Below are 19,243 nucleotides of genomic sequence, written 5' to 3'. Positions count from 1 at the left end.
GGGCGTCGCTGCCGGCAGCGGGCGGGCTGCCGCTGGCAACGGCGGGTGCCGGCGTGTCGAGCTGCAGGCTCTGGCGCGGCAGCCAGCCGCTGCGGCCGCCGTCGGCTTCAACCTGATACCAGTCCCGGCGCTCATCCACGATGCGCACGGTGGCGAGGCGGTGCACCGTGCTGACGACCGGCGCGTAAGGGGTCGGGTCGGTGCGGAGTTTTTCGGGAGCGGTGAGGGTGGCCGTGTCGGCGGCGAGCGCGGCCATCGAGGCAAGGCACAGGGACAGGAAGATCGCGGACTTGCTGGGGCGCATGGCGGCAGGCCGATGATGTTGGGCTGACGGGAGCTTACGGCAGTCGGCGCGGGCTTGGCAAAGCGACCGGCGGGCGGCAGCGCAGGGCGTCACGGTGGCGGGGCGGATGGCGCCCCTCGTTCAAATCGGCTAACTGCGGCACAATGCGCCCCTGCGCCGGGTGCCGGCGTTTCTGGTTCCATAGCCGATGTCTTATGAATTCCTGGTCGGCCTGCGCTACACCCGCTCCAAGCGGCGGGCGCAGGGCCGCAATCGATTTATCTCCTTCATCTCGCTGGTCTCGATGCTGGGCATCGCCCTGGGCGTGGCGGCGCTGATTGTCGTGCTGTCGGTGATGAACGGCTTTCAGCGCGAACTGCGCACGCGCATCCTGGGTGTGGCGTCCCACGTGCAGGTGAGCGGCTACGACGGCGAGCTTGCCAACTGGCAGCGCATCGCCGACGAGGCGGCGAAGCACCCCCGCGTACGCGCCGCGGCGCCCTTCGTGCAGGCCCAGGCCATGCTGTCCTTCGACCAGACCGTGCGCGGCACGCTGGTGCGCGGGATCCTGCCCGACGCCGAGGACAAGGTGGCGGAGTTTGCCAAGCACATGCGCTTCGGCCAGCTCGACGACCTGCGCGCCGGCGAGTTCGGCATCGTGCTCGGCGCCGATCTGGCCCGGGCGCTGCGGGTATCCACCGGCGACAAGGTGACGCTGATCGCGCCCCAGGGCCTGGTGACGCCGGCAGCGATCCTGCCGCGGCTCAAGCAGTTCAGGGTGGTGGGCATCTTTGAAGTGGGGATGTACGAGTACGACTCCAGCCTGGCGCTGGTGCATCTGCAGGACGCCCAGACGCTGTACCGGATGGAGGATCGTGTCTCCGGCGTGCGCCTCAAGCTGGATGATCTCTTCGAGGCGCCGCGGGTGGCGCGGGAGCTGCCGCGCTATCTGGACGCCGACACGATGGTGTCGGACTGGACGCGCAGCCACGCCAACTTCTTCCGCGCGGTGCAGATCGAGAAGAACGTGATGTTCATCATCCTGCTGCTGATCGTGGCGGTGGCGGCCTTCAACATCGTGTCGACGCTGGTGATGGCGGTACAGGACAAGCAGGCCGACATCGCCATCCTGCGCACCCTGGGGGCGAGCCCGGGTTCGATCATGGGCATCTTCGTGATCCAGGGCGCGCTGATCGGCTTCATCGGGCTTGGTCTCGGCGTGGCGGCTGGCGTGGCGCTGGCGCTCAACATCGACGTGGTGGTGCCGGCCATCGAGCAGTTCTTCGGTGTGCAGTTCCTGGCCAAGGACGTCTATTACATCTCCGACCTGCCGTCCGAGCTGCTGTGGTCCGACGTGATCGCGATCACCGTGGTGTCCTTCGTGCTGACCCTCGTGGCGACGCTCTACCCGAGCTGGCGGGCGTCGCGTCTCAACCCGGCGGAGGCCCTGCGCTATGAGTGATGCCGTGATCGAATGCCGCGGGCTCTCCAAGTCGTTCCGCGAAGGGGTGGATGCGGTGGAGGTGCTGCGCGGCGTGACCATGTCGGTAGCACCCGGCGAGCGGGTGGCGGTGGTCGGCTCGTCCGGCTCCGGCAAGAGCACGCTGCTCCATCTGCTGGGTGGGCTGGATGTGCCGTCGGCGGGCGAGGTGAAGCTGCTGGGGCGGGATTTTTCGACGATCTCGGATGCCGAGCGGGGCCGCCTGCGCAACGAGTCGCTGGGCTTCATCTACCAGTTCCACCATCTGCTGGCCGAGTTCTCGGCTGTCGAGAACGTGGCGATGCCGCTCTTCGTGCGGCGGATGCCGAAGGACGAGGCGCTGGCGCGGGCCGCCGAGACGCTCAAGGCCGTCGGCCTCGGTCATCGGCTGGATCACACGCCGGGCGAGCTCTCCGGCGGCGAACGCCAGCGGGCGGCCATCGCGCGGGCGCTGGTCACCAAGCCGGCCTGTGTGCTGGCCGACGAGCCCACCGGCAACCTGGATCGCCAGACCGCCGAGAAGGTGTTTGCGCTGATGCTGGAGCTCGCCGAACAGCAGGGCACGGGCTTCGTGATCGTCACCCACGATCCCCAACTGGCAGCCCGGGCGAGCCGCGTGCTGCGTCTGCAGGATGGGGTGCTCGAGACCGGCGCCTGAGCGGTTGTCTGGCGCGGCTGACATTTGAATGCGAAGTGGGAATTTCCGGCGCCTGATCGCCGGCTGCGCAAGGTGCGCGATATAACCATTTATTGAGCGGGGTTTCTTAAGTTTACGGGGAGCTGTGTCGATATAGGCCCACCCGGGCCCGTGGTGGTCCCGGCGGTGATTTACCGGAGACACCATGAACGCACTATTCGCCCCCGCGGTTGCTCTGCTCAACCGAATGCGCTACCCCAAGAAATTTGCCCTGCTCGGGGTGATCGCGCTGCTGGTGATTGGAACCCTGCTGGCCCAGCTTGCCCTGACCCTTCGCGAAAACATCGACTTCGCCGAGAGGGAGGTCGAGGCGCTGGGGGTGGTTCCGCGTCTGCTCAAGGTGATCCAGACGAGCCAGCAGCACCGGGGGCTGTCCTCCGGCTTGCTCAATGGCAACGAAGACATGCGCGCGCCGCTGCAGAAGAAGACCGCCGACGTGGCGGCCGCCTTCAAGGCTGCAGACGAAGCCTTTGCCGGCATGTCGGCCCGATCGGCCGTCAAACGCTGGCCGGATGCGCGCAAGGACTGGTCGGCACTGGAGTCGGGCGGCCTGCAGATGAAGCCGCGGGACAACCTGCTTGCCCACACCGCCCTGATCCGCAAGGTCATGCTCACGCTGCATGACCTGGGCGACGACGGCAACCTGACCCTCGACCCGTCGGCCGACACCTACTACCTGATCGACAACGTGGTCCGCCGGGTGCCGGATGTTTCGGAACGCCTCGGCCGCCTGCGCGCGATGGGGACCGGCGTGCTCGCCGCGAAGGCCCTGGACGACCAGCGGCGCTTCGACATCAGCACCCAGCTGGGCGAGCTGAACATGACCCTGGCGGATTTCAACGAGAACCTCGATCGGGCGGCGGTGGCCAATCCGGCGCTCCGCGGCTCCCTCGAGAAGCTCGGCAAGGAGTTCAACGCCGTCGCCTCGCAGGTCATCAATGCGCTGCAGGAGCGCATCCTGAAGGGCGATTTCGAAATGGCACCCAAGGCGTATTTCGATCTCGTCACCCAGGCCATCGACATGACCTACGCCAAGACCTACGACGAGCTCATTCCGTCGGTGGATGCCCTGCTGAAGGCGCGTATCGCCGCCCACCAGCGTTCCTTCACCATCGACGCGGTCATCGCGGGGGCGGCCCTGCTGCTGCTGCTTTATCTGTCCGCCGGCTTCTGTGTGGCGGTGTTGCAGTCGGTCAACGAGCTCAGATCCGGCGCCCAGGCGCTCGCCAACTGCGATCTGCGCTCGCGCATCGAGTTCTCTGCGCAGGACGAATTGCGTCTGGTGGCCGACCAGTTCAACGAGATGGCCCAGGCGGTGGCGGTGGTGATCGGCAAGGTGCAGGGCGGGGCCAACGATGTGGCGAAGGCCGCCGAGGTGCTGGCCCATTCGGCTTCGCAGGTTTCGTCGGGCTCCGAGCAGCAGAGCAGCGCGGCCTCCAGTATGGCGGCGGCGGTCGAGGAGATGACGGTGGGGATCGAGGAGATCGCCAGCAGCGCATCCGAGGCCGAAGGCATTTCGTCGTCGTCGGGCCGGCTGTCGTCGGAAGGCGGCGCGGTGGTTGCGCGGACGGTGACCGAGATGGAGCGCATCGCCAGTTCGGTGCGCGATTCTGCCCAGGTGATCCAGCAGCTCGGCGATCAATCCACCCAGATCTCGGCCATCGTCAATTCGATCAAGGAGATCGCCGACCAGACCAACCTGCTGGCCCTCAACGCCGCCATCGAGGCGGCCCGGGCCGGTGAGAGCGGCCGCGGCTTTGCGGTGGTGGCCGACGAGGTGCGCAAGCTGGCCGAGCGTACCGCCAAGGCCACCGGCGAGATCACCGGCATGGTGGTGTCGATCCAGAACGGCACCGAAAAGGCCGTGGCGACCATGCAGGATGGCGTGACCCGGGTGCAGGATGGCGTCGTGCTGGCCGGTCAGGCCGGCAATGCGATGAACCAGATCCACGCTGGCGCCACCCAGGTGGTCGGTGCGGTCGCCGACATCTCCGCCGCGCTGCGGGAGCAAGGGGCTGCGAGCACCGAGATCGCCCGCAACGTGGAGCGCATCGCCCAGATGGCCGAGCAGAACAGCGCCGCGGTGCGCGATACCGCCAACACCGCCCATCGGCTTGAAGGGCTGGCCCAGCAGCTGCGGGCCGAGGTGTCCCACTTCCAGATCTGATCGCTGGGCTTCGGCCCGAAACGGAAACGCCCCGGTGTGCGACGCTGCATGCCGGGGCGTTTCTGTTTGTGGGGCCGGTTCAGTCGGGCAGCAGCGCGTTTTCGAGTTCCTGCCGGCCCAGCGGTGAGGCCATCGCGATGACCAGCTGGCCCGGGGCCAGCATGAATTCCTTGGTCGGATTGAAGACCACTTCGCCATCCTTGCGCACCGCCAGCAGCACGTAGTTGGGGCTGCGCAGGCGCAGGGTATCCAGCGCGCGGGGCTCGAAGTTGTCGGGTACGCGGATCTCCTCCAGGCGCAGCTTGAGTTCGGAGCGCAGCATTTCGTCCAGGAAGGACACCACGTGGGGGCGGATCATGCTGGATGCGATCCGCATGCCACCGGTGAAATCCGGTGAGATCACGCTGTCGGCGCCGGCCTTGCGCAGCTTCTCGGCGTTGCGCACCTCGTGGCAGCGGGCAACGATGCGGATGTTCGGGTTGAGCTGCTTGGCGGTGAACACGATCATCAGGTTGCGGCTGTCGTCGCCGGTGACGGCGAATACGCCCTGGGCGTCCATGATGCCGGCCGATATCAGCAGATCGTCGTCGCTGGCGTCGCCACCCAGATAAACCAGGCCGGGCAGACGTTCCCGCTGGGCTTCCATGGCCGCCTCGTCGGCGTCGATGGCCACGTAGTGGCGGTGGGTTGTGGTGAGCTCGTTGGCCACGTTGCGGCCGACCCGGCCGAAACCGCAGATGATGTAGTGGCCGTGGAGCTTGCGAATCTGCTTTTCCATGCGTCGTCTCCGCAGGGTGTAATCGAGGTCGCTTTCGAGGAAGAAAACGGTCAGGCTGGTAAAGAGGAAGGTCACCGCACCGAAGCCGGCCAGGGCGATGAGGCCGGCGAAGAGGCGTTCGGCAAAGCCGTCGATCTGCACGATCTCGCCGTAGCCCACCGTGGTGACGGTGATGATCGTCATGTAGAAGGCGTCGGAGAAGCTCGCATTGTCGCCGCCGGCGTAGTAGAAGCCGGCGGTGCCGACGGCCATCAGCGCCACCAGAAAACCGGCGGCGAAGTAGATGCGCAGCAGGATGCGCGGCAGCTGGCTGGTGCGCCGGCCGTTGGGCGTGACTGCAACGGCCTTCGGGCGCCGCCGGAGGTGCAGCAGGCGGCGGAGCAGGGCGATGAGATAGGCGATCTTCAAGTCAGACTGTTCCGGCGCTTGCGCCACTGGTGGATGAGATAACTGCGCCAGGCGACGCGGGTCAGCAGGTAGCCGGCGAGCGACAGCCCTGAGGCCAGCACCACCAGCCCGAGAAAGAGCGGCTTGCCGAGCCCGGCGACCCACGCCAGCAGCGCGTCGAGCCAGCTGGCCAGGCTGCCTGCGCCCCATTCGGGCGGCGCGGTGAAGTGACCGGCCCCGGGCCCGAGAATCCACTCGCCGATGGCAAAGGCGGCCACGTAAAGGGGCAGGATGGTAAACGGATTCGTGTAGAGGGTTGTGAAGAGCGCCAGCGGAAGATTGACGCGAAAAACCATGCAGCACAGCGCCGCGCCGAGCATCTGGAAGGGGCCGGGAATCAGCCCGCAGAACATGCCGACGGCCACCGCGCCGGCTGCGGAGTGGCGGTTGAGGTGCCACAGGCGGGGGTGGAACAGGGTCGTTCCAAAAGGCGCAAGCCAGCGGTTGGCGGCGAGCGTCTCGTGGTCCGGCAAGTAGCGCTTGAGCAGTCGTCGCATGTCTGTGTGGTCATCGCCGAACGATGATGACCTTGTCTCCATCAGGGATTCTAACCGACTCGATCCGAGTTGGTGTCGGCCGCACGGAACGCCCGTTTTCGGCTAGATTCCGGGTTATGGGAATTATCGTTGTGGCATTTGCGGCTGGCATTCTGGTGTGCCAGCTCGGGGTGGCGCTGCCGTCGCCGCTTGAAATGGGCAGCGCGCTGGGCGTGGGCCTGCTTTTGGGTGCGCTGGTGTGGGGTCTTTCGGCGCGCGGCGTCGTTCGCGGGCTGCTGCTCGCAATTGCGGGTGCGGCGATCGGCTGGAGCTACGCGGGCTGGCGGGCCGAGCTGCGGCTTGCCGACGCGCTGCCCGGCGAACTGGAAGGCCGCGACGTGCAGGTGACCGGTGTGATCGCCAGTCTGCCCCAGGATTTCGAGCGTGGCCTGCGCTTTGTCTTCGAGGTGGAGGAAAGTTCGGCGCCGGTGCCTCGGCGGATCTCGCTGGCCTGGTACAAGGGTTATCGGGACGACGAGCTGCACAGCCTGCCCGAGATCCACGCCGGCGAGCGCTGGCAGCTCACGGTGCGCCTCAAGCGGCCCCACGGCAACGTCAATCCCCACGGGTTCGACTACGAGGGCTGGCTGCTCCAGCAGGGCATCCGGGCCACCGGCAGCGTGCGACCGGCAGAGTCCAACCGGCGGGTGGCCGCCTTCGTGCCGGGGCTGATGAATGGTGTCGAGCGCCTGCGCGAAGGCATCCGGGCGCGCTTCCGGGCCGCGCTGCCGGATGCGCCCTACGCCGGCGTGCTGGTGGCGCTGGCGGTGGGCGACCAGCGTGCCATCCCGGCCGAGCTGTGGAAGGTATTTGCGACGACCGGCATCTCCCACTTGGTGGCGATCAGCGGGCTGCACGTGACGATGGTGGCGGCCCTGTTTGCCGCTGGCGTGGGGGCGATCTGGCGCCGTGCGCCGGCCCTGGCCCTGCGCTGGCCGGCCCAGCAGGCGGCGGTGACGGCGGGCTTCTTCGCGGCGCTGGGCTATTGCCTGCTCGCCGGCTGGGGCGTGCCGGCCCAGCGCACGCTCTACATGCTCGGCTGCGTCGCACTGGCGATCGGCCTGCGGCGCGAAACGGCGCCCGGCCGGGTGCTGGCGGTAGCCCTTGGTGTGGTGCTGGTGATCGACCCGTGGGCGGTGCTGGCGGCGGGTTTCTGGCTGTCGTTCGGGGCGGTGGCGCTGCTGTTCCTGGTGAGCAGCGGGCGGCTGGGGCAGGACGGCCGCATCCTTGGCGCCCTGCGCGCCCAGTGGGCGATCACCCTGGGTCTGCTGCCGGCCTTGCTGCTGCTCTTCCAGCAGTTTTCGGTGGTGTCGCCGCTGGCCAACGCCATCGCGATTCCGCTGGTGAGCTTCGTCGTCACGCCCCTGGCGCTGGCGTATGCGGTGTTTCCGCTGCAGATGTTCGCCGACCTGGCCCATGGCGCCTTCGCGCTGACGATGCTGCCGGTGCGATGGCTGGCCGAGCTGCCCTGGGCGGCCTGGCAGCAGGCGGCGCCACCGCCGGTGCTGGCGGTGCTGGCCGTGCTCGGTTGCCTGTGGGCGTTGCTGCCCCGGGGCACCCCGGCCCGCTGGGTGGGGCTGGTTCCATTGGTGCCGCTGCTGCTGTGGTCGCCGGCCCGGCCGGTGCCGGGCGAGGCGAGGGTGGCGGTGCTGGACGTGGGCCAGGGGCTGGCGGTGCATGTGCAGACGGCCGGGCATGACCTGATCTTCGACACCGGCCCGGCGTTTTCGGCCGACGCCAACAGCGGCGAGCGCATCCTGCTGCCCTACCTGCGGGCGATCGGCGTGCGCCGGCTCGACACGCTGGTGGTCACCCACCAGGACAACGACCACGCCGGCGGCGCCGAGGCGGTGCTGACCGGCTTGCCGGTGGGCGAGGTGCGCAGCTCGCTGCCGCCCAACCACCCGGCGCGAGTGATCGCCGGCCCGCGGGATGTGCCCTGTGCGGCCGGCCAGGGCTGGGACTGGGATGGCGTGCGCTTCACGTTGCTCCACCCGGCCGAGGCCAGCGACGCGGTGCCGAAGAAGACCAACGACATCGCCTGCGTGCTGCGGGTGGAGGCGGGCGGTCGCACGCTGCTGCTCACCTCCGACATCGAGGCGGTTTCCGAGGCGGCGCTGATCGCCCGGGACGCCGACGCCCTCGCCAGCGACGTGGTGGTGGTGCCCCATCACGGCAGCCGAACTTCGTCGACCGCGGCCTTCGTGGCGGCGACCCGGCCGCGCTGGGCGATCTTTCCGGTGGGTTATCTCAACCGCTTCCGCCATCCCAACGGCGAGGTGTGGACGCGGTGGGCGGCGTCGGGGGCGGGCATGCTGCGCACCGACGCAGGTGGCGCGATCCTGTTCACCCTGGGCGAGGCCGAGCCGCAACCCCTGGGCGCCCGGGCGCTTGCGCCGCGCTACTGGCACGGGCGCTGAAACCGGGGCGCTGCCTGCAGGTGCTATGCTTGGCGGTCTCGAATCTGCTTCAGTGACCATGAGCCTCCTTGCCGCCCTCCGCCAGCTTTTCAGTGCTCAGCCCGCGCCACCCGCGCCCATCGAACCCACCTCCCAACCGCCTGCGCCAACCTGGTTCGAGCCGCGCCAGCGCAGCGTGCAGTGCATTGGCGCCCATGGTTTTCACCGCATGGCCTACACCGAATGGGGCGACCCGGCCAATCCGCGGGTGCTGCTGTGCGTGCATGGCCTGACCCGCAACGGCCGGGATTTCGACGACCTGGCCCGGGCGATGGCGCCGTATTACCGGGTGGTCTGCCCCGACGTGGTGGGGCGCGGCCAGAGCGGCTGGCTGGCGGTGAAGGATGACTACCAGCTGCCCACCTACGTGGCCGACATGATCACCCTGATCGCCCGCCTCAACGTGGAGACGGTGCATTGGGTGGGCACCTCGATGGGCGGGCTGATCGGCATGCTCGTCGCCAGCATGCCCGAGAACCCGATCCGCCGGCTGGTGCTCAACGACGTGGGCCCGGTGATCACCGTCAGCTCCCTGCGCCGCATCGGCCAGTACGTGGGCAACGCACCGGTGTTCCCCAGCTTTGATGCTGCGGAGGCCTACATCCGCGAGGTAAGCGCGCCCTTTGGCCGGCTGACCGACGCCCAGTGGCGGCATCTCTCCGAAACCTCGGTGAAGCCGGTGGAAGGCGGCTGGGCGATGCGCTACGACCCGGGCATCGGCGAGCCCTTCCGCAAGACGCCGCTGGTGGCGGATGTGGATCTGTGGCCGGTGTACGAAGCGATCAGCTGCCCGACACTGGTGGTGCGCGGGGCCGAATCTGACCTGCTGCTGGCCGATACGGCCCGGCAGATGAGCGCCCGTGGGCCGAAGGCGAGCCTCGTCGAAGTGCCGGATGTCGGCCACGCCCCCACGCTGATGGACCCTGCGCAGATCGCGCCGGTCCGCGATTTCCTGCTGGCGGGGCGCGCATGAGCGGTGGCTGGCTCGCGGCCTTCTCCTTGCCCGACTGGATCGCGCTGGGCTGGTTTCTGATGTGCTGGATCGGCTACGGCTGGGTGGTGGAGCACGGGAAGGGCGGCAGTACCCGGGGGCTGCTCGGTGCGAGCCACCATTTCCGCCTCGAGTGGGGCCGTCAGATGCTGCGGCGTGAGGTGCGGGTGGCCGATTCGGCACTGATCGGCAACCTGATGCAGAGCGTGTCGTTCTACGCCAACACCACCATCTACGTGATCGCCGGCCTGCTGGCGCTGCTCGGGGCGATGGACAAGCTCATCGATGCGGCGGCCGACCTGCCGTTTGCCCGCCACGTGTCGCGGGACGTGTGGGAGGTGAAGCTGCTCCTGCTGCTGACGATCTTCATCGTGGCGTACTTCAAGTTCACGTGGTCGCTGCGCCAGTTCAACATGCTGTCGATCCTGATCGGCGCGGCGCCGCCGCCGGGCGAAGGTACCGAGGAGTTCGCCCAGCGCTTTGCCCGCATCAACTCGCTCTCTGGCGACGAGTTCAACCGGGGCATCCGGGCGTATTACTTCGGGCTGGCGGCGGTGTCGTGGTTCGTGCAGCCCTGGCTGTTCTTTGCCACCACCAGCTGCATCGTGCTGGTGCTGTACCGGCGGGATTTCCGCTCCAAGACGCTGGACGCGATGCGCATCTGAACGACAAAACAGCCCTCCGCGGGCTGTTCCGTTTTTTTCAGGCGTCGATTATTTACGCGTCGCCGTCCTGCTCCAGCTTCACCGCCGCCGAGTTGATGCAGTAGCGCAGCCCGGTGGGGGCGGGGCCGTCCTCGAAGACGTGGCCCAGGTGGGCGCCGCAGTCGTGGCACAGCACCTCGGTACGCAGCATGAAGTGGCTGCGGTCCTCGGCTTCCTCGACGTTTTCAGGGGCGGCCGGGGCGTAGAAGCTGGGCCAGCCGCAGCCCGAGTCAAACTTGTGCTCGGACGAGAACAGGTCGGCCCCGCAGCACACGCAGCGGTACTGGCCTTGTTCGTGGCAATCCCAGTAGCGGCCGGTGAAGGCCCGCTCGGTGCCCTTCTTGCGGGTGACTTCGAATTCCTCGGGGCTCAGCTGGGCGCGCCATTCGGCGTCGGTCTTTTCGATCTTTCGGCTCATGGCAGTCTCTCGGGTTGGGGGAAAACGAAACGGGCCGGTTGAAGCCGGCCCGCTGATGCTCAGTGCAGGTGCTTGGGCATCTGCTCGGCCTGCTCTTCGGGCAGCTCGGCGTGCACCGCTTCGCCCTCGGGCGAGGGGTACATGGGCGCGCCACAGTCGTCGCAGTATTCCATCGGAAACTCGTTGTCGAGCACCAGGATGTCGGCGATGCCGCAGCTGCGAAGGGTCGATTCGATCTCGGCGAGGGTCTCGCTGCTCTCGTCCTCGGCGCCCAGCAGCGGCCACACCACGCCATGCACCACGTCGTTGCCGCCGCGGCGGGTGAAGCCGATGCGGAACTCCTCGACCTGGCGCTCGAAGAACGGGGCGACCACGGCCCGCAGGCCGGCCGCCGGCGTATCCAGCGTGGTGGACAGGAAGGCCACCGAGGCCTGGATCGAGTACGGGCGAGAAGCCTTGTCGGCCTCGCGGCTGGCGGCGAAGTAGGCGTTGGGCAGCACCACCTCGAAGGCACAGCCGGTGAGCAGCGGGGCGACGCAGGCGCCACCCTGGGCGCGCCATTGGTCCAGGGCCTGTTCGCGAGTGCAGTCTTCTTCCTGCCAGCGGAAGATCGGCGCGCCCTTGGGCACGATCACCGCGCCCAGCAGGTAGCGGTTGTCGGACAGGAACTGGGCCGTCTCGGGCAGGTTGTCGGTCTTGATGTGCAGATCGGTGTCGGTGCCGGCGGCCTTGCCCAGGTGGGTGGCGAAGTCGGCGGTGGCGCAGTAGCCCTGGGGCAGCTGATCCGGGCTGAACAGGAAGTCGGCCAGGGCCAGCTTCACGTCCTTGGCCAGGATGTGGGCCTTGAGATGCACCCGCAGGTTGGCCATCACCGCGGCGGCGATGGGGGTGGCGGGGATGCGGTAGCGGCTCCAGGCCATCACCGGGCAGGCGATGAGGAGCACGTCGTGCTGCTCGTCGGACTTCAGCGCGCCTTCGGCCCGGGACTCGATCATGTCGGCGAGCTCGTCGTAGGCGTGGGCGCTGGCGGTGGAGAGGTGATCCAGCGCGGTGTTGAGGGCGTCTTCGTCCTCGGCACGGAGCAGGGCGTCCACGGCGCCGGCGAGGCGCTGGTCCCAGAAGTGGTCTTCGGCACGGCTGCTGGATTCGGCCAGGCCGTTGGCGAGCCACAGGAGTTGTTCGGCGTCCCGCGGCAGTCCGCCACGGCGACCGAGTCGGTTACGTTTCATCGGGCTCTCCTTGTTGATTCAGGGGTTTGACCGCGCCGCGGGCGCCACGATCCCCGGCTGCCATCGGGCAGGCCGGGCGGGCGGCGCGGCGGTCTTTCCTTTTAGTAGGACTGCGGGTCGAGTCGGACTTCCTGCAGGATGATGGTGGAGATTTCTTCGATGGACTTGGCGGTGGAGTCGAGCCACTTGATGCCTTCGCGCTTCATCATGCGCTGGGCGGATTCGATCTCGTGCAGACAGTTTTCGAGGGACGCGTAGCGGCTGTTGGGCCGGCGTTCCTGGCGGATCTGCGAGAGGCGGTCGGGCCCGATGGTGAGGCCGAACAGCTTGCCGCGGTAGCGGGTGAGCTCGACCGGCAGGCGGTTACGCTCGAAGTCTTCGGGGATCAGCGGGTAGTTGGCGGCCTTGATGCCGAACTGCATCGCCAGATACAGGCTGGTGGGCGTCTTGCCGGAGCGGGACACGCCGACCAGGATCACGTCGGCCTCGGCCAGATCGGCGTGGGAGACGCCGTCGTCGTGGGCGAGGGTGAAGTTGATCGCCTCGATGCGCTTCTTGTAGTCCTGGCTGTCGGCGATGCCGTGGAAGCGGCCGGCGGCGTGGGTGGAGCGCTGGCCCAGCTCGTTCTCGAGGGGCTCGATGAACTTCTCGAACAGGTCGAGGAACAGGGCGTCGGCCTCACGCAGCGCAGCGACGGCGCTCGGGTCGACCAGGGTGTTGAAGACGATCGGGCGGATGCCGCTTTCGATGGCCGCGTCCTTGATCCGCTGCACGCAGTCGCGGGCCTTGTCGGTGCTGTCGATGAAGGGCAGGCGGTGGTTGCGGAAGCGGGTGTCGGGGAACTGGGCGAGCAGGCTGTGGCCGAGGGTTTCGGCGGTGATGCCGGTGCCGTCGGAGATGAAGAAAACGTGGCGGGTCTGGCTCATGGATGTGGCAGCAGAAATAGTCGGAATCGCGCGCGCGGCCTGTGCCGGGCAATGGAGCATCTTATCCCATTCCAGCCCCCGCAAGCCGGTGAAGTCGCCCCGGATCGGTGCGTGGCAGGCTGCACGCATTGGGATAAACCCTCAATGTGGCGCAGCAGCAAACCTCATACAATGCGCAGCAGAAAAGCATTCCATATCTGTTTTCAATTTCTCCCAGGAAGATTTTTCATGGCCCGTAACGTCATTCCGTTCCAAGAACTCCGCATGACCGATGTCGAGCAGGTTGGCGGCAAGAACGCCTCCCTCGGCGAGATGATCAGCCAGCTGCCCGCCAGCGTGCGCGTGCCCGGCGGCTTTGCCACCACCGCCGACGCCTATCGCAAGTTCCTGTCCCATCAGGGCCTGGCCGACCGCATCAGCGCCGCCCTGGCCACCCTGGACGTGGATGACGTCGTGGCCCTCGCCAAGAACGGCGCCCAGATCCGCCAGTGGATCGTCGATACCCCCTTCCCGCCGGAACTCGAAGCCGAGATCAAGGCTGCCTACGAGCAGCTCACCGCCGAAGGTGACGGCAGCTTTGCCGTGCGTTCCTCCGCCACCGCCGAGGATCTGCCCGATGCGTCCTTCGCCGGCCAGCAGGAATCCTTCCTGAACATCCACGGCTACGAGAACATCCTGCACGCCATCAAGGAAGTGTTCGCGTCGCTGTACAACGACCGCGCCATCGCCTACCGCGTGCACAAGGGCTTCACCCACGCTGAAGTCGCCCTCTCGGCCGGCGTGCAGCGCATGGTCCGCTCCGACATCGGCGCCTCCGGCGTGATGTTCACGATGGACACCGAATCCGGCTTCGACGGCGTGGTGTTCATCACCGCCTCCTACGGCCTCGGCGAAACCGTCGTGCAGGGCGCGGTGAACCCCGATGAGTTCTACGTGCACAAGGCCACCCTGGCCCAGGGCAAGCCCGCGGTCATCCGCCGCAACCTGGGCTCCAAGCTCATCAAGATGGTGTTTGCCGACAAGAAGGAAGCCGGCAAGTCCACCCGCACCATCGACGTGCCCGAAGCCGACCGCAATGTTTACTCCCTGACCGACGCCGACGTGCTCGAGCTGGGCCGCTACGCCATGATCATCGAGCAGCACTACGGCCGCCCGATGGACATCGAGTGGGGCAAGAGCGGCGACGACGGCAAGCTCTACATCCTCCAGGCCCGCCCGGAAACCGTGAAGAGCCAGCAGTCCGGCCACGTGATGGAGAAGTACCGCCTCAAGCAGTACGGCAAGTCCCTCACCCACGGTCGCGCCATCGGCCAGAAGATCGGCGCCGGCAACGTCCGCATCGTCAAGGACGCCTCCGAGATGGACCGCGTGAAGGCCGGCGACGTGCTCGTCACCGACATGACCGACCCGAACTGGGAGCCGGTGATGAAGCGCGCCTCCGCCATCGTCACCAACCGCGGCGGCCGTACCTGCCACGCGGCGATCATCGCCCGTGAGCTGGGCATCCCGGCCATCGTCGGCTGCGGCAACGCCACCGAAGTGCTGGACGAGAACGACGAAGTCACCGTCTCGTGCGCCGAAGGCGACACCGGCTACGTGTATCGCGGCAAGCTGGATTTCGAAGTGGTCACCACCGACACCGGCAACCTGCCCGACATCCCCGTCAAGATCATGATGAACGTCGGCAACCCGGAGCTGGCCTTCGAGTTCGCCCAGATCCCGAACGGCGGCGTGGGCCTTGCCCGCCTCGAGTTCGTCATCAACAACATGATCGGCATCCACCCCAAGGCGATCCTCGAGATCAACCAGGTGCCGGCCAGCCTGCGCAGCGAGATCCTGCGCCGCTCCCGCGGCTACGCCACGCCCAAGCAGTTCTTCATCGAGAAGCTGGTTGAAGGCGTCGCCACCATCGCCGCCGCCTTCTATCCGAAGCCCGTCATCGTGCGTCTGTCCGACTTCAAGTCGAACGAATATCGCAAGCTGCTGGGCGGCGAGATCTACGAGCCGGAAGAAGAAAACCCCATGCTCGGCTTCCGTGGCGCGTCCCGCTACATCGCCCACAGCTTCCGCGACTGCTTCGAGATGGAATGCGCCGCGATGAAGAAGGTGCGCAATGAGCTGGGCCTCACCAACGTGCAGCTGATGGTGCCCTTCGTCCGCAACCTCGACGAAGCCAAGGGCGTGGTCGACCTGCTGGCCGAGCACGGCCTCAAGCAGGGCGAGAACGACCTCAAGCTCATCATGATGTGCGAGATCCCGTCCAACGCCCTGCTGGCCGAGCAGTTCCTGCAGTACTTCGACGGCTTCTCCATCGGCTCCAACGACCTGACCCAGCTCACCCTGGGCCTCGATCGCGACTCCGGCCTGGTTGCCCACTCCTTCGACGAGCGCGACCCGGCGGTCAAGCTGCTGCTGTCGATGGCCATCCAGGGCGCCAACAAGCTCGGCAAGTATGTCGGCATCTGCGGCCAGGGCCCTTCGGATCACCCCGATCTGGCCGAGTGGCTGATGGACGAAGGCATCCAGACCATCTCCCTCAACCCGGACACCGTGATCGACACCTGGCTGAAGCTGGCCGCCCACGGCAAGGGCGAGTGATCGAGCCTCAAACCTGATACGCAGTAAATGAAGCCGGCCCGTCGAAAGACGGGCCGGTTTTGTTTTTGGGGCAGCTGTCCGACTTAAGGGGCTCGCGGCGCCCTCGATGCGCGTTGTTATATGATCTTTGGGACAGTTTCCGAAGTGACGCCGATGCCCACCGATCTCCAGACCATCCGTATCTTTCTTGCCTCATCCGCCGAACTGAAGCCCGATCGGGAGGCGTTCGAGCAATTCATCAACCGCCGCAACAAAGAGTGGAGTCCGCGCGGGGTGTTCCTGCATCTCGACATCTGGGAAGACCTCTCCGCCGCCATGTCGCCCACCCGCAGTCAGGACGAGTACAACCGGGAGATCGATCGTTGCGACATCTTCGTGGTGTTGTTCTGGACGAAGGTCGGGCGCTACACGGCCGAAGAGTTCGATCGGGCTCACGGGCGTTTCAAGGGCGATGGCGGTTCGGCTGGGGCACCGACGATCTTCACCTACTTCAAGACCACGCCTGCCCGGCCGAGCCGCGAAGAGACCCAAAGCCTGTGGGCGTTTCAGGATCGACTTGCCGAACTCAAGCACTTTCCGGCCGAGTACGACACCGCCGACAAGCTCCAACTCGAATTCGGCCTCGAACTTGATCGCCTCGTATCGGCCGGTGTGATTCGCCTCGATCGCGGCTCTGAGGTGACGGACGCGGACCGTCAGCACCGTGAACACCTCGCCATCCGCGAAACCTACCTCGACTGGCTGCGCCGCGAATGCGACAGCGTGGAGCTCCTCGGGCTCGACCTGAAGGAGAGCCGCAACGTCGGCCTTGGTCACGTGTATGTGCCGGCAGTGACGAACGCCGACGTGAAGGGCAATCGCAAAGGCGTCAATCTGAGGAAAGGTCCCTTCCTGCTGCTCGACAACCTGGGGCGCAGCCCGCTCTACGTGCCCGGCGCGGCGGGGTCGGGTAAATCGACCTTCTGCCGGTGGCTGGCACTCGTGGTGGCGGAAGGACGGGTTCCAGCACATCGGCAGATCGCGGTCGACGAAGAAGATTTCACCGAGACGCTGCCGGACACGCTCGTTGAGCGTTTGCCGCTGCTGGTGCGCCTGCGAGATTGGGCGAGTCACGGTGAGTTTCTCGCCGGGGGCGGACGGTGGACCCGTGCCCAACTGGAGGCCAGCCTCGCTGGCTGGCTCGATGAGACCCGACCCGGTGATCTCACGGGCGACGCCTTCGCTGCCGAACTCAAGGCCGGCCGCTGTCTGCTGATCCTTGACGGTGTGGACGAAGTGCCCGAAAGCCGGGGCGATGATCTGCCCCGGCGCAACCTGCTCACAGGCCTTGCCGACGCGCTGCCCGCGTGGCGCAAGGCCGGTAACTGGCTGATCGTCACCAGCCGGCCCTATGGGCTCGACGCGGAAGATCAGCGTCGGCTGGGTTTGCCCCTGGCCGAACTGGCCGAGTTGCCGTATCCGCTCATGCGGCTCTTTGTGCGGCGCTGGTTCGATGCGGTCGATCCCGCCAACGCGGTGGGTAAGTCTGACGGACTGCTCATGCACCTTGCGCAGCGGGACGATCTGGCCGAGATGCGCAGCAACCCCATGCTGCTCACTGCGCTGTGCGTCAAGTACGACGAAGGCCGGCGCCTGCCCCAGGATTTCTATGCCCTCTACGACGCGGTGGTGAGGCAGGTGCTCTACAAGCGATTCAACACCGAGAACGAACGGGATCAGGCCCGCAACCGCCTGTCAGCCATCGCGCTGGGCATGCACCGTGGCGAGGCGGGGGCGCCTCGGACAACGCCCGAGGCGGAGGTGACGGTGGAGGAGGTGGACCGCCTGCTCGCCGACCTCGCGCGGCACGACTGGGCCAGCGAATCGGGTGCGGAGGAGGCCTCCGCCAAGCGCGAGTTGTTGCTGTCCGATTCCGGCCTGCTGCTGCCCCGTGACAACCGACGAGCGGCCTTCTATCACCTGAGCTTTCAGGAGTTTCTCGCCGCCGAGCGTCTGCGCAAGCTCCCCGACACCCCGGAGTCCATCCTCGCCACCTACGCCGGCTCGCCCGCGTGGCGTCGCACGCTGCGCTTCCTGTTCTGTGCTATTGCCGAGCGGGCGTCGCCGGAAAAGGCCATCGGAGCCTGGCGTAGCCTGCTGCCGTCCTTCGAGCCCGCCGCGCTGGATGCCAACCCCGCCCCGGCGCTGGTGCTCGCAGATGGCCTGGAGGTAGCCCACGCAAAGGGCTGGCGCATCGACGATTTCAAGGCGCCATTGCGCGTTGCTTGCGAGCACGCCATGCATCACCTTTCGCCCGAGCCTCGTGCCGAGCTCTGGCTGACCCTGGGCCGGCTGGGGCTGGATGATCGCCCCGGCGTTGGCCTGCACCCAGATGGCTTGCCGGACATCGTGTGGGACGTCTGCGAAGCGGGTTATTTTCTATATGGAGAGGGCTGTGAGACGCGCACCCTTGACACGCCGTTCCGCATCGCCCGCTACCCCGTTACCCACCGCCAGTTTCAGGCCTTCGTCGACGCTGGGGGTTACGGACAGGATGAATGGTGGATGGGGCTGGCAGCGCGACCCAAAGCGATCCCGGCGGGCTGGTCTGAACCGAACGCTCCGCGCGAGAGAGTCTCCTGGTACGAAGCAACGGCCTTCTGCCGCTGGCTGGATGCACAGTTTAAGCGGGCAGGCATGCTTCCGGTTGGCTGGCGGGTGAGCCTGCCCACTGAGGAACAATGGGAGCGGGCAGCGCGTGGCACGGATGGCCGGGAATATCCTTGGGAAGGGGATTACCGCTCGGGGCATGCGAACATCAACGAAACTTCCGACAATATCGGTCCCTCGAATTTGGGTCGCACATCTCCGGTTGGTCTCTACCCCGACGGGAAGGCGCCGAGCGGCACGTACGATATGGCCGGTGGAATCTGTGAGTGGTGCCGCAATGCGTACGAAAAGCCGGAGTTGCTTGCTGATTCTGGAGACCTCCCGCGAGTGATGCGTGGCGGTTCCTGGGCCTTCAACACCCAGTTCTGTCGGACCGCCTTCCGTTCTGGGGTTAACCCAGACGGATGCGACACCGTTCTGGGTTTTCGAGTGTGTTGTACGCCCACCGACCTGTGAGCCACTGATCGCGCCCCTTCATCACTACATCCATTTACCCGGTCAAGCCATCTCGCGTCGCGACACCTTCCATCGGCCGGCCGATTGCGTGACTGCCGACCTGCCCGCATGTTTTACGGCCCCATACCCTCATCACGATAGGATAAATCCTCAATGGGCGCCGTCCCATTGATGTCGGAAACTATCGTGATAAGCATCTACGCCGCTAGATCGTTCATCTACGCCAATAGATCGTCGATCTATGCCGCTAGATCATCGATGTGATAGCCAAAATCCTTAATAAAAAATGTTTTACCAAGGGTTTTAGCTATCACCTTGACGATCTAGCGTGTTCCGATGGCGATGGAGCGGCGTCCGATACTCATCTCGCCACATGGGTCGACGATCTGGCGGGGCTGTGCGTTGATCGCCGCGCGGCCCATCGC

The 19,243-nt window shown here is 66.6% G+C and carries 14 protein-coding genes; 8 read left to right on the top strand and 6 right to left on the bottom strand.

Annotated elements, in window-relative coordinates; all coding sequences use genetic code 11:
• Positions 1–304: SH3 domain-containing protein (locus tag QQK25_RS15440; protein WP_284188731.1), on the bottom strand; the 304-nt coding region annotated here is incomplete at its 3' end.
• Between the two features lie 187 nt (positions 305–491).
• On the opposite strand from QQK25_RS15440, the gene QQK25_RS15435 reads away from it, so the two are divergent.
• From QQK25_RS15435 to QQK25_RS15425, 3 genes are all read left to right on the top strand, one after another.
• Positions 492–1,745: a lipoprotein-releasing ABC transporter permease subunit gene (locus QQK25_RS15435; RefSeq protein WP_284188730.1), complete on the top strand. Its 1,254-nt coding sequence runs from the start codon at positions 492–494 to the stop codon at positions 1,743–1,745.
• Positions 1,738–2,421, top strand: a complete 684-nt coding sequence (lolD, locus tag QQK25_RS15430; protein WP_284188729.1) for a lipoprotein-releasing ABC transporter ATP-binding protein LolD — start codon at positions 1,738–1,740, stop codon at positions 2,419–2,421. Before QQK25_RS15435 ends, lolD begins: the two co-directional genes overlap by 8 nt.
• 184 nt (positions 2,422–2,605) lie before the next feature.
• Positions 2,606–4,627, top strand: a complete 2,022-nt coding sequence (locus QQK25_RS15425; protein WP_284188728.1) for a methyl-accepting chemotaxis protein — start codon at positions 2,606–2,608, stop codon at positions 4,625–4,627.
• 79 nt (positions 4,628–4,706) lie between these two features.
• Here the strand turns inward: QQK25_RS15425 and QQK25_RS15420 are convergent, their stop codons facing one another.
• On the bottom strand, positions 4,707–5,813 hold the full coding sequence (locus QQK25_RS15420; protein ID WP_284188727.1) for a potassium channel family protein: 1,107 nt from the start codon (positions 5,811–5,813) through the stop codon (positions 4,707–4,709).
• Positions 5,810–6,349, bottom strand: a complete 540-nt coding sequence (locus QQK25_RS15415; protein ID WP_284188726.1) for a DUF2062 domain-containing protein — start codon at positions 6,347–6,349, stop codon at positions 5,810–5,812. Before QQK25_RS15415 ends, QQK25_RS15420 begins: the two co-directional genes overlap by 4 nt.
• Positions 6,350–6,480: 131 nt before the next feature.
• Here QQK25_RS15415 and QQK25_RS15410 point away from each other — a divergent pair, with 131 nt between their 5' ends.
• From QQK25_RS15410 to QQK25_RS15400, 3 genes are read left to right on the top strand one after another with little or no spacing between them, the layout of a single operon-like run.
• A complete protein-coding gene (locus QQK25_RS15410; RefSeq protein WP_284188725.1) occupies positions 6,481–8,808 on the top strand; it encodes a DNA internalization-related competence protein ComEC/Rec2 in 2,328 nt (775 codons plus the stop codon).
• Between the two features lie 58 nt (positions 8,809–8,866).
• Positions 8,867–9,820: an alpha/beta fold hydrolase gene (locus QQK25_RS15405; protein ID WP_284188724.1), complete on the top strand. Its 954-nt coding sequence runs from the start codon at positions 8,867–8,869 to the stop codon at positions 9,818–9,820.
• The gene (locus QQK25_RS15400) at positions 9,817–10,503 is read left to right on the top strand and encodes a DUF599 domain-containing protein (protein WP_284188723.1); all 687 of its coding nucleotides are present in this window, start codon (positions 9,817–9,819) and stop codon (positions 10,501–10,503) included. The genes QQK25_RS15405 and QQK25_RS15400 overlap by 4 nt, the downstream gene beginning before the upstream one ends.
• A 52-nt stretch (positions 10,504–10,555) precedes the next feature.
• On the opposite strand, the gene msrB is transcribed toward QQK25_RS15400, so the two are convergent.
• The 3 genes from msrB to ppsR all read right to left on the bottom strand — a co-directional run bounded on the left by msrB (position 10,556) and on the right by ppsR (position 13,115).
• Positions 10,556–10,960 carry a peptide-methionine (R)-S-oxide reductase MsrB gene (gene msrB / locus QQK25_RS15395; RefSeq protein WP_284188722.1) on the bottom strand — a complete coding sequence of 135 codons (405 nt, stop codon included), beginning with the start codon at positions 10,958–10,960 and terminating at the stop codon, positions 10,556–10,558.
• Positions 10,961–11,019: 59 nt separating this feature from the next.
• Positions 11,020–12,189 (bottom strand): DUF2863 family protein, encoded by a 1,170-nt coding sequence (locus tag QQK25_RS15390; RefSeq protein WP_284188721.1) that lies wholly within the window; start codon positions 12,187–12,189, stop codon positions 11,020–11,022.
• A gap of 101 nt (positions 12,190–12,290) precedes the next feature.
• A complete protein-coding gene (gene ppsR / locus QQK25_RS15385; protein WP_153161601.1) occupies positions 12,291–13,115 on the bottom strand; it encodes a posphoenolpyruvate synthetase regulatory kinase/phosphorylase PpsR in 825 nt (274 codons plus the stop codon).
• Positions 13,116–13,343: 228 nt separating this feature from the next.
• Between ppsR and ppsA the strand changes: the two genes are divergently transcribed.
• Together ppsA and QQK25_RS15375 are read left to right on the top strand one after the other, a co-directional pair.
• The gene (gene ppsA / locus QQK25_RS15380; RefSeq protein WP_284188720.1) at positions 13,344–15,713 is read left to right on the top strand and encodes a phosphoenolpyruvate synthase; all 2,370 of its coding nucleotides are present in this window, start codon (positions 13,344–13,346) and stop codon (positions 15,711–15,713) included.
• Between the two features lie 153 nt (positions 15,714–15,866).
• The gene (locus tag QQK25_RS15375) at positions 15,867–18,818 is read left to right on the top strand and encodes an SUMF1/EgtB/PvdO family nonheme iron enzyme (protein ID WP_284188719.1); all 2,952 of its coding nucleotides are present in this window, start codon (positions 15,867–15,869) and stop codon (positions 18,816–18,818) included.
• Positions 18,819–19,243: the final 425 nt, after the last annotated feature.

The organism is Zoogloea oryzae (genome assembly GCF_030161255.1).
In the GTDB taxonomy this organism is placed as follows: domain Bacteria; phylum Pseudomonadota; class Gammaproteobacteria; order Burkholderiales; family Rhodocyclaceae; genus Zoogloea; species Zoogloea oryzae.
This window is presented reverse-complemented; position numbering and strand designations above follow the sequence as displayed.

Coding starts and splice junctions, on each gene's coding strand:
- QQK25_RS15435 (WP_284188730.1), top strand. CDS start 492: ATGTCTTATGAATTCCTGGTCGGCCTGCGCTACACCCGCTCCAAGCGG.
- lolD (WP_284188729.1), top strand. CDS start 1,738: ATGAGTGATGCCGTGATCGAATGCCGCGGGCTCTCCAAGTCGTTCCGC.
- QQK25_RS15425 (WP_284188728.1), top strand. CDS start 2,606: ATGAACGCACTATTCGCCCCCGCGGTTGCTCTGCTCAACCGAATGCGC.
- QQK25_RS15415 (WP_284188726.1), bottom strand. CDS start 6,349: ATGCGACGACTGCTCAAGCGCTACTTGCCGGACCACGAGACGCTCGCC.
- QQK25_RS15405 (WP_284188724.1), top strand. CDS start 8,867: ATGAGCCTCCTTGCCGCCCTCCGCCAGCTTTTCAGTGCTCAGCCCGCG.
- QQK25_RS15400 (WP_284188723.1), top strand. CDS start 9,817: ATGAGCGGTGGCTGGCTCGCGGCCTTCTCCTTGCCCGACTGGATCGCG.
- msrB (WP_284188722.1), bottom strand. CDS start 10,960: ATGAGCCGAAAGATCGAAAAGACCGACGCCGAATGGCGCGCCCAGCTG.
- QQK25_RS15390 (WP_284188721.1), bottom strand. CDS start 12,189: ATGAAACGTAACCGACTCGGTCGCCGTGGCGGACTGCCGCGGGACGCC.
- ppsR (WP_153161601.1), bottom strand. CDS start 13,115: ATGAGCCAGACCCGCCACGTTTTCTTCATCTCCGACGGCACCGGCATC.
- ppsA (WP_284188720.1), top strand. CDS start 13,344: ATGGCCCGTAACGTCATTCCGTTCCAAGAACTCCGCATGACCGATGTC.
- QQK25_RS15375 (WP_284188719.1), top strand. CDS start 15,867: ATGCCCACCGATCTCCAGACCATCCGTATCTTTCTTGCCTCATCCGCC.